Source organism: Aeromicrobium sp. UC242_57 (assembly GCF_044452305.1).
GTDB lineage: Bacteria > Actinomycetota > Actinomycetes > Propionibacteriales > Nocardioidaceae > Aeromicrobium.
On the sequence record NZ_JBIOAM010000002.1, the window covers coordinates 333871 to 346468 of the forward strand.

Below are 12598 nucleotides of genomic sequence, written 5' to 3' on the forward strand. Positions count from 1 at the left end.
TGGATTCAGATCTGAGGTGCGAGGGGCCCGTAGGCCCCTCGCCAGGGCTCAGACTTCTTCCACGCTGGAGGGCTCACGCCGGGACAGGTCGATGCCGAGCTCTTCGGCGGCGCGGAAGAGATCCTCTTCTGCGTCGCGCATCTCGACAGCGGTTCCGTCGCTCGAGAGCACCTCGACGTTGAGACACAGCGACTGCATCTCCTTGACGAGAACCTTGAAGGACTCGGGAATACCCGGCTCCGGGACGTTCTCGCCCTTGACGATGGCTTCGTAGACCTTGACGCGGCCGAGGATGTCATCGGACTTGATGGTCGGAGGCCTGCAGCGCGTACGCCGCTCCGTAGGCCTCAAGTGCCCAGACCTCCATCTCACCGAATCGCTGTCCACCGAACTGCGCCTTACCGCCCAGCGGCTGCTGCGTGATCATCGAGTAGGGACCCGTGGAACGTGCGTGGATCTTGTCATCGACGAGGTGGTGCAGCTTCAGCATGTACATGTAGCCGACCGAGACCGGATCGGGGAACTGCTCGCCGGTACGACCGTCGAACAGCATCGCCTTGCCGTCACGCTTGACCATGCGCTGGCCGTCGCGGTTGGGCAGGGTCGAGGCCAGGAGTCCCTGGATCTCGTCCTCGCGTGCACCGTCGAAGACCGGGGTCGCGACGTTGCTGTTGGCCGGCGCACGATCTGCACCGATGCCACGCAGACGCTCAGCCCACTCGTCCTTGAGGTCAGCGATGTCCCAGCCGGTCTTGGCGACCCAGCCGAGGTGCGTCTCGAGAACCTGGCCGACGTTCATTCGACCGGGGATGCCGAGCGGGTTCAGGACGATGTCGACCGGCGTGCCGTCCTCGAGGAACGGCATGTCCTCGACGGGCAGGATCTTGGAGATGACGCCCTTGTTGCCGTGACGGCCAGCGAGCTTGTCACCGTTGGAGATCTTGCGCTTCTGAGCCACGTAGACGCGGACCAGCTGGTTGACACCCGGGGACAGCTCGTCGCCTTCGGCCGAGTCGAAGACCCGGACACCGATGACGGTGCCGGACTCACCGTGCGGAACCTTCAGCGAGGTGTCGCGCACTTCGCGCGCCTTCTCACCGAAGATCGCGCGCAGCAGGCGCTCTTCAGGCGTCAGCTCGGTCTCGCCCTTGGGCGTGACCTTGCCGACCAGGACGTCACCGTTGCTGACCTCGGCGCCGATGCGGATGATTCCGCGCTCGTCGAGGTCGGCCAGCATCTCTTCGGAGACGTTGGGGATGTCGCGGGTGATCTCTTCAGGGCCGAGCTTGGTGTCGCGTGCGTCGACCTCGTGCTCCTCGATGTGGATCGAGGTCAGCACGTCGTCCTGGACGATGCGCTGCGAGAGGATGATCGCGTCCTCGTAGTTGTGTCCCTGCCACGGCATGAACGCAACCAGGAGGTTGGTGCCGAGGGCCATCTCGCCCTCGTCGGTGCACGGACCGTCAGCCAGCGGCGTGCCGACCTCGACCCGCTGCCCCTGCGCCACGAGCGGACGCTGGTTGGTGCAGGTGCCCTGGTTGGAGCGCTTGAACTTGGCGAGACGGTACGTGAAGTACGAACCATCGTCCTGCATGATCTCGACGGCGTCGGCGGACACCTCGTTGACCACACCGGCGACCTTGGCGACCGTGACGTCACCGGCGTCGACGGCGGCACGGAACTCCATGCCGGTGCCGACGAGCGGGGCGTCGTTGCGGATCAGCGGGACGGCCTGACGCTGCATGTTCGAGCCCATGAGGGCGCGGTTGGCATCGTCGTGCTCGAGGAACGGGATCAGGGCCGTGGCCACCGACACCATCTGGCGAGGCGAGACGTCCATGTAGTCGACGTCGGCGGCGGGACGAAGCTGCGGCCTCGCCTCCGCGCTGACGCACCAGGACCATGTCTTCGGAGAAGGAGCGATCTTCGTTCAGGCCGGAGTTGGCCTGGGCGACGATGAAACGATCTTCGTCGGTCGCGGTCAGGTAGTCGATCTGCTCGCTGACCTTGTTGTCGATGACCTTGCGGTAAGGCGTCTCGACGAAGCCGAACGAGTTGATGCGTCCGTACGAGGCGAGCGAGCCGATCAGACCGATGTTGGGGCCTTCAGGAGTCTCGATCGGGCACATGCGGCCGTAGTGCGACGGGTGGACGTCACGGACTTCGTAGCCGGCGCGCTCACGAGACAGACCGCCAGGTCCGAGCGCCGACAGACGACGCTTGTGGGTCAGGCCCGCGAGCGGGTTGTTCTGATCCATGAACTGCGACAGCTGCGAGGTTCCGAAGAACTCCTTCAGCGCAGCGACGACCGGGCGGATGTTGATCAGGGTCTGCGGCGTGATGGCCTCGACGTCCTGAGTCGTCATGCGCTCGCGGACGACGCGCTCCATGCGAGCCAGGCCCGTGCGGAGCTGGTTCTGGATGAGCTCGCCGACCGAACGCATACGGCGGTTGCCGAAGTGGTCGATGTCGTCGGCCTCGACGATCGTCTGACCGACCGCGGTCGTCAGCCGGTCTCGCCAGCGTGCAGCGCGACGATGTACTTGATCGTCGAGACGATGTCGTCGATCGTCAGCGTCTGCTGGTCGAACGCCTCGTCGACGCCGAGCTTCTTGTTGATCTTGTAGCGACCGACCTTGGCCGTGTCGTAGCGCTTGGCGTTGAAGTAGTAGTTGTCCAGAAGGGTCTGGGCAGCTTCGCGGCTCGGCGGTTCGCCCGGGACGCAGCTCGCGGTAGATGTCGAGGAGCGCCTCGTCCTGACCCGTCGTGTTGTCCTTCTCGAGGGTCAGTCGGATCGACTCGTACTGGCCGAACTCTTCGAGGATCTGAGCCTCGGTCCAGCCGAGTGCCTTGAGCAGGACCGTGACGCTCTGCTTGCGCTTGCGGTCGAGGCGGACGCCGACCATGTCGCGCTTGTCGATCTCGAACTCGAGCCAGGCGCCACGCGACGGAATGACCTTCGCGGTGTAGATGTCCTTGTCGGACGTCTTGTCGGCGGTGCGCTCGAAGTAGACGCCGGGCGAACGGACGAGCTGCGACACGACGACGCGCTCGGTGCCGTTGATGATGAACGTGCCCTTGTCGGTCATCAGCGGGAAGTCGCCCATGAAGACGGTCTGGCTCTTGATCTCGCCAGTCTCGTTGTTCATGAACTCGGCCGTGACGAACAGCGGCGCGGCGTACGTGACGTCGCGGTCCTTGCAGTCGTCGACCGAGTACTTGGCGGGCTCGAAACGATGGTCGCGGAACGACAGGCTCATCGTCTCGGAGAAGTCTTCGATCGGCGAGATCTCTTCGAAGATCTCTTCGAGTCCGGACTTCGTGGACACATCAGTCCGACCGGAGGCCAGTGCAGCGTTGACTGACTCCTGCCATTTCTCGTCGCCGATCAGCCAAGCAAAACTGTCGGTCTGCAGAGCGAGAAGCTCTGGTACCTCGAGTGGTTCTGCAATTTTGGCGAATGAGACGCGGCGGGGCTGAACAGTTGCGGAGGTGCGCGAGGCGGCCAAGAGGGGTCCTTCCAAGGGCTCGCTGGCGGTTGCGTTGGGTTCGTGCTGCGCGCACGCCAAACGACCCCGGTCAAGGGGCACCCTGTAGCCCGAGAAGGGAGTGAGGGCAGGTCAAAACGCGCGCGAAAGTTTAGTGTAACCCGCGAGCCACGCCGAAGCAAGGGCGGGTCTTGACATTCCGCTCCTGGTCAGGGATTCTAGATGGCTTTGTCTCGACCTGCGGCGACATAACTCCTGCGAGACCAGCGATTTTGAACTCCGGTCCCGAAGTGTTACGCCTTGGTGAAGCCCCATTCCGAGGGGCGGTGACACAGCGACCTATCCCGCTCAGGTGCGGTGACATCGCGACCTATCAGGTGCCCGGATACGACGCTGTGTCACCGCGCTCGGGAGCGATAGGTCGCACAGTCACCGCCCCGGGGACGAGGGTCAGAGGGCGCGGATGTCGGAGACGAGCCAGTCTCCCCCGCTGCGGACCATCGAGACCTTGACCCGGTTGGCGAACACCGTGGGCGTCTTGGAGTCGCCGACGAGTCGCGCCTGGTCGAGGAACACCAGCACGTCGACCTTGTCGGCCGAGCAGTCACTGCCGCACGGCAGAGCCGCTGCTTCACGAGCAACTCCCTGCACCACGATCTTGCGCTGGGGGGCCAGCTCGGTCAGCGCCGGAGCGATCGACTCGAACTCCTTGGCGAAGGCCGGCGTCATCAAGGCCTTGGACGTCGCCAGATGATCGTCGAGCTTGTCGTACTGGAACGAGAAGATCGTCTCGGACGCCGAACCTGCCGCCGCGGCAGCCTGTGACTGCGCCTTGGCCAGGTCGCCGCCGTCCTTGCCGGAGATTCCTGTGACCAGGAAGTACGAGCCGACCACCAGCGAGACGACTGCGGTCAGGGCCAGGGCCGCCAGGGGCAACAGGTCGCGCCGGTTGGCCCGAGGAGCCTTCGCGGCCACGTTGGCCGTAGAAGCTGTCGGGGCCTTCGCAGCCGTCGACACCTTCGGCCGTTCGGGCGTGGAGGCGGCTGCGGGAGGCGGTGTGGGAGCGCTGCGCTTGAGCGGCGTCTTGCGAACCACGGGCTTGGCCGCGGGAGCCGGAGCCGAGGCAGGGCGCTCCCCCGCGATGCGGCGGCGGTTGACCGGCTTGTTGGCGTCGCTGACTGGTCGGCCCCTTCCGCAGCAGGATCGCTCGACGGCGCAGGATCCTCAGTCGTCGCCTCGACGGAGGCCACGCTCTCGAAGTTGGACACGAGCCACTCGTCGTTGCTCCGCGCGAACGAGATCTTCCACCGGAAGTGCCTCAGCACCGCGGCCTTGTTGTCGCTGTTGGTGATCGCTGCATCGACCGCGACGATCGCTACGGCCGAGTCGGCGTCGATGCTCTCGATCGCAGCACCGAGAACCTTCGCCTCGCCACTGACCTGCTTCTTGTCCTTCAGCGCGCTGAAGATCGCACTCGTGACCTCGACGAACTGCTTGTCGTACTTGGGTGTCAAGAGTCCCTTGAGACGCTTCTGGTAGTCGTCGAGATCGGCGACGTCATAGGTGTTGTAGGCGACCGCGAAGTCGTTGGCGCGCGCGATGACCTCGTTGCGGTCGGCCGACTGACTGATCTTGTCATCGCCGCCGGACGTCCCGGCGAACGCGCCGACCCCGCCCAGCACGACCCCCCAGCGCGACGAGCGCGACCAGGATCATGACGAGCGGACGGTTCGAACGGGTGGTCACTGAGTCACTGGGTCGCTCAACAGCCACTTCCAGGAGTCCTTTCCAGTTGCCGTCGGTCCGTCGTGAGCGACAGTTCCGGCGGCCGATCGCTTGAGCACCGTCTTGGATGCCTGCCGTGAGATGTGGTTGTCCTTGACCTTACAGTCGACCGCCGTGTCGAACTGGACATCGGTGATGGTGCCCTCGGTACGACGCTGGCGGTACCCGGAGTCGGCGCCGCCGTTCTGAGCGTAGGAGCAGGTCGGGGTCAGGTCGGTGAGCACGAGGCCGAACGTGGCGTTGTACTCGCCAGTCTCCTTGCCGCCGATGACCTCGGGATCGGTGACCGAGAACGAGCCCTGCAGCAGGTATGGGTACAGGATGAAGATCGCCTGCAGGCCGAGCACGTTCTCGGACAGCGGCTTGTTGGCGGTCACCAGGTCGCGGATCGCATTGCTGAGGTCGGTCGAGTTCTCGTCGACGACCTTGCGCACCGTGCGGGCACTCGCACTGCCCTTGTCGAGCAGGCGGCGCAGATCTGGATCGGCGTCGACCAGGGTGTCGGACAGCAGCGCGAGATTCTTCGAGAACGAGCTGAGCTCGCCCTGCTTGTCGATCTGGGTCTGCAGCACCTGGTCGGAACCTCGGATCAGGGCACGGGTGACGTCGATGTTCTCGTCGGCAGTCTGGATGAACTCGGACGACGTGTCGAGGATCGTCGACAGATCGGAGCCGGTGCCCTCGAAGGCCTGTCCGAGCTCGTCGACGACGGTACGCAGGCTGTCGGTGTTGACCGACTTGACCAGGTCGTTGACGTCGACCAGCAGCGTCGTGGTGTCGATCGGGATCTTGGTGTCGCGCAAGGAGATCTTCGCGCCCTTCGCCAGGTACGGCGCGGAGTTCGTGCGCGGCTGCAGATCGACGTACTGCTCGCCGATAGCCGACTTGTTGGCGACGACGGCGAGCACGTCGTCGGGGATCTTAGGGGCGCTGTTCTCGATGTCGAGCGTCGCCTGCACTCCCCCGTCCTTGAACGTCAGCTTGCCGACCTTGCCCACGGAGATCCCCCGGTAGGTGACCTGCGCGCCGGCGAAGATGCCGCCGGAGTCGGAGAACTGGGCGTAGACCGGGAAGCTCCGATCGACCACGAGGCGGTCGATCTGCGCATACCGGCCGCCGACGAAGGCGCCGCCCAGGACCGTCACGATCGCGAAGATCACGAGCTGGATCTTGGTCAGTCTGGTGATCATCGTGCCACCGCCGGTTCGAGGAGGAGTCTGCCGAGATCGGAAGACGCTGTGCTGCTAGATGCTGTGCTGCTAGATGCGGTGCTGGCCGCAGGTGCCCGGCACGCACCGAACAAGGTGCACAAGAGTCCGCCCGAGGTCGGCTTGGGCGTCGGGGCAGCGGTCGTGGGGGTTCCGCTGGGTTTGTCGCTGCCGGTAGCCGGTGGCTTGGTGGTCTTCGACTTGTTGCCACCGGGCAGGAGCCCGGAGATCAGGTCGGCCAGGTCTTCGCCGGGCAGCGCCGGATCGCCGGTCTGACCTGATCCGGCCGCAGGTGCCGGCAGCTCGGGCAGCCCGGCGTCTGGGTCGGCGGCGTCGCCAGACGCGATCTTGGTCAGGTCGAAGCCGCCCAGCAAGTTGGTCAGCTGATCGGCGCTGATGTCGAGACGGAGCGAGAGGTTGGCGAAGTCACCGAGGCAGGCACCTTCCTTGATCGACGGGGCGTCCTGGCAGCGGGCTGTCGCGGCAGCGACCGAGCCACCCACGAAGCCGTCGGTGAATGGGTAGGTCAGCAACCCTTGCGTCGCAGTGGCGAGATCGTCACCGGCTGCGGCCAGGTTCTTCAGCGTCGGCGCCAGCGCCTTCAGATCAGCGATCGCGTCGTCCTTGGACTCGCGGATGACGCCGGTCGCGACGTTGCTGAGGCGGTCGAGCGACTCCAGCAGCCCGACCAGGTCGTCGCGCTGCTGGTTGACGACCTTCAACGCGGCAGGCAGGTCGTCGAGGGCGCCGGTGATGGCGTCCTTCTGGTCGTTGGTCGCCACGGCGAGGCGGTTGACCTTCTCCAGCGACGTCAGCAGCGCGTCCTTGTTGTCGTCGAGCTGCGAGATGAACGACGACGTCGTCCGGATCAGCTTACGCACCTCGGGCTCGTTGCCGCCCAGCGCGTTGTTCGAGCTCCTTGACGATCGTGTTGGTCTTCTCGAGGCCGCCACCGTTGAACAGCAGCGACGCTGCACCGAGAACTTCTTCGATCTCGGGGTTGCGACCGGCTCGCGAGATCGGGATCGTGTCGCCGTCGCCGAGGGTGCCGAGCGACCCGTTCTCTGGCGGGGCCAGTGACACGAACTTCTCGCCCAGCAGGCTCGTCTGCCGGATGGTGGCGACCGCGTTGTCGGGCAGCTTGACATCTTTGTTGACCTTGACCGTCACGAGCGCGGTCCAGCCCTGGAGCTCGATGTCGGTGACCTTGCCGACCGCGATGTCATTGACCCGCACCGCGCTCTGCGGCACGAGGTCGAGGACGTCGCGGAACTGGATCTTGACCGCATAGGGCTCAGCGCCGAGATCGGCGCCACCGGGCAGCGGGAGATCGTACGGCGAGAAGCCGCAACCCCCTACGAGTGCCAGGCCGGCCACGCCGGCTGCCCACTTCACGTTCTTGATGCGCATCAGTTCACCGCCAGCATCTCTTCGAGCGACTGATTGACTGGTGCGGGCTGGCCGCCACCTTGAGACGCGACCTCGGTGCGCGGCAGCAACGACGGCAGCAGACCCGAGAGCGTCGAGCACAGGCCCTGTTCGTTGAGCGTCTCGCCCAGCAGGTTGCAGACCAGCGACGCCGGGTTGTCGAGCACGCCGAACACGACCTCTGGGATGTCGGCGCGGGTGTCGAGGGTGCCCGACTTGCCGTTGTAGGCCAGCGCGACGTTGGTCAGTGCGGTCGGCGCATTGATCGTGATGTCGGCCAGGTCGTCCTTGTGCTTGGCCAGCACCTTGGCCAGCGAGGCGATGTTGTCGACGTTGCCGCGCAATGCTCCGCGATTCTCTTTGACCAGGCTGTTGACGTCGACGAGCGCGAGGCTGAGCGCTTCGAGCGTCGCCTTGAGATCTTCGCGCTCACCTTCCAGCACCGTGGCGACCTTGGCCGTGCTGTCGTTGAACGAACGCACCGCCGTGTCGTTGGTCCGCAGCAGCGAGACGAACTCCTCGACCTCGCGCAGTCCACCGAACAGCTCGTCCTTGTTGTTGGACAGGGTCGTGCTAGCTTGCCGAAGTTCTTGATCGTCTCGTTGACCTGGGCACCCTGACCGTCGAGCTGTTCAGCAGCCCCGTCGAGCAGGTTGCTCAGCGCGCCCTCCTTGTTGGCGCCCTTGGGCCCCAGCGCAACCTGAGAGATCGTCGAGCGACTGGTAGACCGCGTCGAGCTCGATCGGCACCGCCGACCGGTCGACGCTCAGCACCGAGTTGTCCGCCAGGGTCGGTCCGCCGTTGTACGCGGGACTGAGCTGGATGAACCGGTCGCCGACGATCGACGGCGAGACCACGACAGCCTTGACGTCATCTGGCAGCTTCTGCTTGCCGTCATAGGCGATCTTGACCCGCACGACATCGCCGCGTGGTGTGAGGCTCTCGACCTCGCCGACCGGGACGCCGAGGATCTTGACGTCAGAGCCCTTGTAGACCGAGTTGGTCTGCTCGAAGTCGACCGTCAGGTATTTCTTGCCGTCACCCCGATTGAGGAACAACAAGGTCGCGGCAACCAGGAGCAGGACCACGACGGCCACGAGCACCTTGGAGAAGCCAGCAAATCGCTGGGCCAGACTTGTCATGGCGCTACCTCGTTCTTGGGCGTGAGCCCCTTCAAGACGTCGGAGAGCTGTTCGCCGAGACCGGACGCCGAGGTCAGGCCACCCAGATAGGTGTCAACCACGGGCCTGTTCCCAGGGAGTCGGAGAACACCCGGGTGAACGCCGGGTACACCCGCAGCGCCTCGTCGAGGCTCGCCTCGTTCTGCGCAGCATCGAGGTCACGACATCGAGCTGGTCGAGCGCCGGCTTGAGATCGGCGCGGGTGTCCTTGACCAGACCGCGCAGCTGGGTGGAGATCGACTGGGTCGACACCAGCAGCCGGTGGATCGAGTCGCGGCGAGCGCTGATCGCCGAGAACAGCGTGTCGGAGTCCTTGAACAACGTCACGAGCTCGTCGTTGCGCGAGTTCAGCACCCCGGAGACCTTCTTGAGGTTGACCAGCAGCGTGTTGATCTCGCTGTCGCGGGCTGCGAGGTTGCGGGAGAGATCGGAGACACCGCGGATCGCGCCACGGAACTCCTCGGGCGTCTGGTTCGAGATGTCAGCCAGCGTGTCAAGCGCCTCGGCGAGCTGCGGGATCTCGATCTGGTCGGTCGTGCGGCTCAGGTCGGAGAAGGCCTGCACGACGTCGTACGGCGCGATCGTCCGCTCCAGCGGGATGGTGCCGCCCTTGGCCATCTGGCCTGAGCCCTCGGGAGTCAGGGCCAGGAACTCGGCACCGAGCAAGGTGCGAAGTCGGATGTCGGCGCCGGTCTGCGGCCGAACTCGGTTCCCTTGTCGATCTTGAACGTGACCCTGACCTTGTTTCCGGCCAGCTCGATGCCGTTGACCTTGCCCACCGGGACGCCGGCGATGCGCACCTCGTTGCCGGCCTTCAGTCCGCCGATCTCGGCGAACTCGGCATGGTAGGTGTCTCCGCCACCGATGATCGGCAGCCGATCGGCACGGAAGGCGCCGAGCATCATCAGGGCGATCGCGGCGATGCCGATGATCCCGATGATGACGGGATTGCGCTCACGGAATGGCTTCATTTCTCGTACCCCGGCTGATCGCAACGTTGTCCGCCGACCTTCAGGCCTTGGTCGCCGGTCAGGTCGAGCGTGGTCTCCGGCACCAGGACTGTCTGGCCGACCTTGATCTCGGGGATCGTGACGGCACCCTTGACCTGGCACAGGTAGAAGTTGAACTCGCTGCCGGAGGCCGCCACGTTGCCGAACTTCGTCAGCTTGATGGGCAGGATCTGCAACGGCTCGAGATCGTGCTCAGGTTGCGCTTGGACGACAGGTTCTTGGTCAGTGCCCGCAGCTGCTTGATGTCCTCGGTCAGGGCCGGTCGTCCCTGGACCAGCAGGTCGGACGTCTCGTCGGTCAGGTCGGAGATCGAGTCGACCGAGTCGAGGATCGCCGAGCGGTCGTCCTTGAGCCCGGTGACGAACTGCTGCAAGGTGTCGATCGTGTCGGTCAGCTCCTCGTCGCGGCTGCCGACCGTGTCGAGCACGTCGCTGAGGTTGGTGATGACATCTCCGATGGCTGGTCCCGGTCGGCGAGCGTGTTGGTCAGCGACGCGGTGCTGGCCAACAGGTTCTGGACGTTGCCGCTCTCACCCTGCAAGGTCTGCACGATCTCGTAGGCGAACTTGTTGGTGTCCTCGGGTGACAGCGCCTGGAACACCGGCTTGAAGCCGTTGAGCAGGACGTTGAGGTCGAGTGCTTCCTTCGTCCGATCGGCCGGGATCGTGCTGCCGGGCTTGAGCGTGGCCTTGGCGCCGTCGGACCCCTGGGTCAGGGCGATGTACCGCTGGCCGACCAGGTTGCGGAACTTGATCGTGGCGTTCGTGTTGGCTGTCAGGGGCACGTCGGAGTCGACGCCGAACGTCACCAGCGCCTTGTCACGGTCGATGATCTCGACCTTGCTGACCGAGCCGACCGCGACGCCGGCGATCCGGATGTCATCGCCCTTGGCCATGCCGGTCACGTCACTGAAGACGGCCTTGTACTGCTCGCGGTCGCCGAAGGAGCCGTTGCTGAGCGTGATGGCCAGGATCAGCGTCGAGATGCCGGTGAAGGCGAAGAAGAAGCCGAGCTTGATGGCGGCGGAGATGGACTCCCTGTCGATCTGCTTCACTTCGGGCTCACCACCGTTCCACGTAGCAGGGGGCTGACCAGCAGGCCGCCGATGTCAGGCACCTTGGCGGCCTGGGTCCCGAGCATCGCGCCGAGGAACACGTTGAGCTCTCCTCGTTCACGTGCGGTGTCGGCACCGTTGATGCTGGGCTGCACGAGGCCGTCGAGGTCGACGCTCGAAGCCGCAGCGCGGTTCTGGGCGAAGTCGCCGTCAGGTCCGACCGAGCCGAACTTGCTGTGGGCCCGCTTGACTCCGACGGCTTGTAGACCTCGGCAGGCACCCGGAACGGGTTGTCCTGCGACGAGAGCGCTTCCTGCTGAGCCCGTCCCTTGTTGATCTCGTTGAGGTCGATGCACGACGGGGACGCGGCATTGCGTGCCGTGATCGACTTGCCGTTCTTGGCACCCGGATCTCGCCTGGCCGCATCGAACTTCTCCCGGCTGGCCTCGACGTTCTCGTCGGGCGTGTAGGCGTTGGTCTGCTCGATCAGCTCGACGTTGATGTGCAGCATCCCGTCGCGGAAGGCGCTGTCGAGTCGCGGGATCAGTGTCGCCATCGACTTGAGGAAGCACGGGAACGTCACCGAGTAGTCCTCGACCATCTCGAGGATCGGCCGGCTGTCCTTGGCGGCTGCACGAGGTCGTCGCCGCTCTCGGTGGTGAGCTCGGTCAGGCTGTCGGCGAGGCGGGTGCCTTCGTCGAAGAACGCCGGCGAGCTGCGCCTTCTTGGCCACCACGGTGTTGCCCGTCACGACGGTGTTGCGCAGCAGCCGGCCGAGGTCGGGCATTGCGTCGGCGTAACCGTCAGCAACCGTGCCGAGCTTGGTCAGGTCGGTGACGGCTGCGGCACGTCGGGATTGACCTTGCCGAGGTAACTGTTGAGCGTCACGAGCGTCTCGCCGAGCTGGGTGCCGCGTCCTTCGAGCGCGGTCGAGACCGCGCTGAGCGTGTAGGACAGGTTGGCCGGGTCGACCGCGTCGAGCAGCGGGTACAGGTCGTTGAGCAGCGTCTCGACCTCGATCGGCACATCGGCCTTGGTGATCGTGTCGCCTGCCTGCAGCGACGGCCCGCCGACGGTCGCGTCCTGCGGCGGGATCAGGGCGACGTACTTCTCGCCGAACAACGTCTTGGGGATCAGCTGGGCCGTCACCCCCTGGGGCACGTCCTTGATCAGGTCGGGGTTCATGCCGAGTCGAGCTTGACGCCGTCACCGTCGGGCGAGACGCTGCGTACCTCCCCCACGATCATGCCGCGCAGCTTGATGTCGGCGTTCTGCGGCAGGTTGACGCCGGTCGTGTCGGTCTTGAGCGTGACGGTGTCGTAGTCGACGAATGCCTTGGTGAAGAAGGCGTAGGTGATCCAGAGGAAGAACAGGATCAGGGCCATGAAGGCGGCGCCCAGGATCTTCTGCGATGCGGGACGCTCGAGCACGGGGGTACGCGGCAT

13 protein-coding genes and 4 pseudogenes are annotated in these 12598 nt (G+C 65.2%); all 17 read right to left on the minus strand.

Going from position 1 to position 12598, the window contains the following annotated elements:
- Nucleotides 1-48 precede the first annotated feature (48 nt).
- Entirely contained in the window at nt 49-351 is a 303-nt protein-coding gene (locus tag ACHMWU_RS06670; protein WP_396042224.1) for a hypothetical protein, read from the minus strand.
- A complete protein-coding gene (locus ACHMWU_RS06675; protein WP_396042226.1) occupies nt 296-1840 on the minus strand; it encodes a hypothetical protein in 1545 nt (514 codons plus the stop codon). Before ACHMWU_RS06675 ends, ACHMWU_RS06670 begins: the two co-directional genes overlap by 56 nt.
- 100 nt (nt 1841-1940) lie before the next feature.
- Nucleotides 1941-2444, minus strand: a pseudogene (locus ACHMWU_RS06680) (DNA-directed RNA polymerase subunit beta); the annotation flags it as partial.
- Between the two features lie 62 nt (nt 2445-2506).
- Nucleotides 2507-3260 (minus strand): annotated as a pseudogene (locus ACHMWU_RS06685) (hypothetical protein).
- 678 nt (nt 3261-3938) lie between these two features.
- Complete coding sequence (locus ACHMWU_RS06690; RefSeq protein ID WP_396042228.1) at nt 3939-4424, minus strand: hypothetical protein; 486 nt, start codon at nt 4422-4424, stop codon at nt 3939-3941.
- Complete coding sequence (locus tag ACHMWU_RS06695; RefSeq protein WP_396042230.1) at nt 4400-5170, minus strand: hypothetical protein; 771 nt, start codon at nt 5168-5170, stop codon at nt 4400-4402. Before ACHMWU_RS06695 ends, ACHMWU_RS06690 begins: the two co-directional genes overlap by 25 nt.
- A gap of 60 nt (nt 5171-5230) precedes the next feature.
- Nucleotides 5231-6463 (minus strand): MCE family protein, encoded by a 1233-nt coding sequence (locus ACHMWU_RS06700; RefSeq protein ID WP_396042232.1) that lies wholly within the window; start codon nt 6461-6463, stop codon nt 5231-5233.
- Nucleotides 6460-7362, minus strand: a complete 903-nt coding sequence (locus tag ACHMWU_RS06705; protein WP_396042234.1) for an MCE family protein — start codon at nt 7360-7362, stop codon at nt 6460-6462. The genes ACHMWU_RS06700 and ACHMWU_RS06705 overlap by 4 nt, the downstream gene beginning before the upstream one ends.
- Nucleotides 7355-7891: an MlaD family protein gene (locus ACHMWU_RS06710; RefSeq protein WP_396042236.1), complete on the minus strand. Its 537-nt coding sequence runs from the start codon at nt 7889-7891 to the stop codon at nt 7355-7357. Before ACHMWU_RS06710 ends, ACHMWU_RS06705 begins: the two co-directional genes overlap by 8 nt.
- Nucleotides 7891-8391, minus strand: coding sequence for a hypothetical protein (locus ACHMWU_RS06715; RefSeq protein WP_396042238.1), 501 nt, complete (start codon nt 8389-8391; stop codon nt 7891-7893). The genes ACHMWU_RS06710 and ACHMWU_RS06715 overlap by 1 nt, the downstream gene beginning before the upstream one ends.
- A 150-nt stretch (nt 8392-8541) precedes the next feature.
- Nucleotides 8542-9051: an MlaD family protein gene (locus ACHMWU_RS06720; RefSeq protein WP_396042240.1), complete on the minus strand. Its 510-nt coding sequence runs from the start codon at nt 9049-9051 to the stop codon at nt 8542-8544.
- Between the two features lie 93 nt (nt 9052-9144).
- Complete coding sequence (locus tag ACHMWU_RS06725) at nt 9145-9756, minus strand: MCE family protein (protein ID WP_396042243.1); 612 nt, start codon at nt 9754-9756, stop codon at nt 9145-9147.
- Nucleotides 9729-10061, minus strand: a complete 333-nt coding sequence (locus ACHMWU_RS06730; RefSeq protein WP_396042245.1) for an MlaD family protein — start codon at nt 10059-10061, stop codon at nt 9729-9731. The genes ACHMWU_RS06725 and ACHMWU_RS06730 overlap by 28 nt, the downstream gene beginning before the upstream one ends.
- Nucleotides 10058-10276, minus strand: coding sequence for a hypothetical protein (locus tag ACHMWU_RS06735; protein ID WP_396042247.1), 219 nt, complete (start codon nt 10274-10276; stop codon nt 10058-10060). Before ACHMWU_RS06735 ends, ACHMWU_RS06730 begins: the two co-directional genes overlap by 4 nt.
- A pseudogene (locus ACHMWU_RS06740) lies at nt 10252-11153 on the minus strand (MCE family protein). Before ACHMWU_RS06740 ends, ACHMWU_RS06735 begins: the two are co-directional and overlap by 25 nt.
- 7 nt (nt 11154-11160) lie before the next feature.
- Nucleotides 11161-12338: pseudogene (locus ACHMWU_RS06745) on the minus strand (MCE family protein).
- Nucleotides 12335-12598: a hypothetical protein gene (locus ACHMWU_RS06750; protein WP_396042249.1), complete on the minus strand. Its 264-nt coding sequence runs from the start codon at nt 12596-12598 to the stop codon at nt 12335-12337. The pseudogene ACHMWU_RS06745 and the gene ACHMWU_RS06750 overlap by 4 nt, the downstream one beginning before the upstream one ends.

What these genes read in the sequence shown, in the direction of transcription:
- ACHMWU_RS06720 (WP_396042240.1), bottom strand. Translation starts at nt 9,051, where the DNA reads ATGACAAGTCTGGCCCAGCGATTTGCTGGCTTCTCCAAGGTGCTCGTG.
- ACHMWU_RS06675 (WP_396042226.1), bottom strand. Translation starts at nt 1,840, where the DNA reads ATGGACGTCTCGCCTCGCCAGATGGTGTCGGTGGCCACGGCCCTGATC.
- ACHMWU_RS06700 (WP_396042232.1), bottom strand. Translation starts at nt 6,463, where the DNA reads ATGATCACCAGACTGACCAAGATCCAGCTCGTGATCTTCGCGATCGTG.
- ACHMWU_RS06750 (WP_396042249.1), bottom strand. Translation starts at nt 12,598, where the DNA reads ATGCCGCGTACCCCCGTGCTCGAGCGTCCCGCATCGCAGAAGATCCTG.
- ACHMWU_RS06710 (WP_396042236.1), bottom strand. Translation starts at nt 7,891, where the DNA reads ATGCGCATCAAGAACGTGAAGTGGGCAGCCGGCGTGGCCGGCCTGGCA.
- ACHMWU_RS06730 (WP_396042245.1), bottom strand. Translation starts at nt 10,061, where the DNA reads ATGAAGCCATTCCGTGAGCGCAATCCCGTCATCATCGGGATCATCGGC.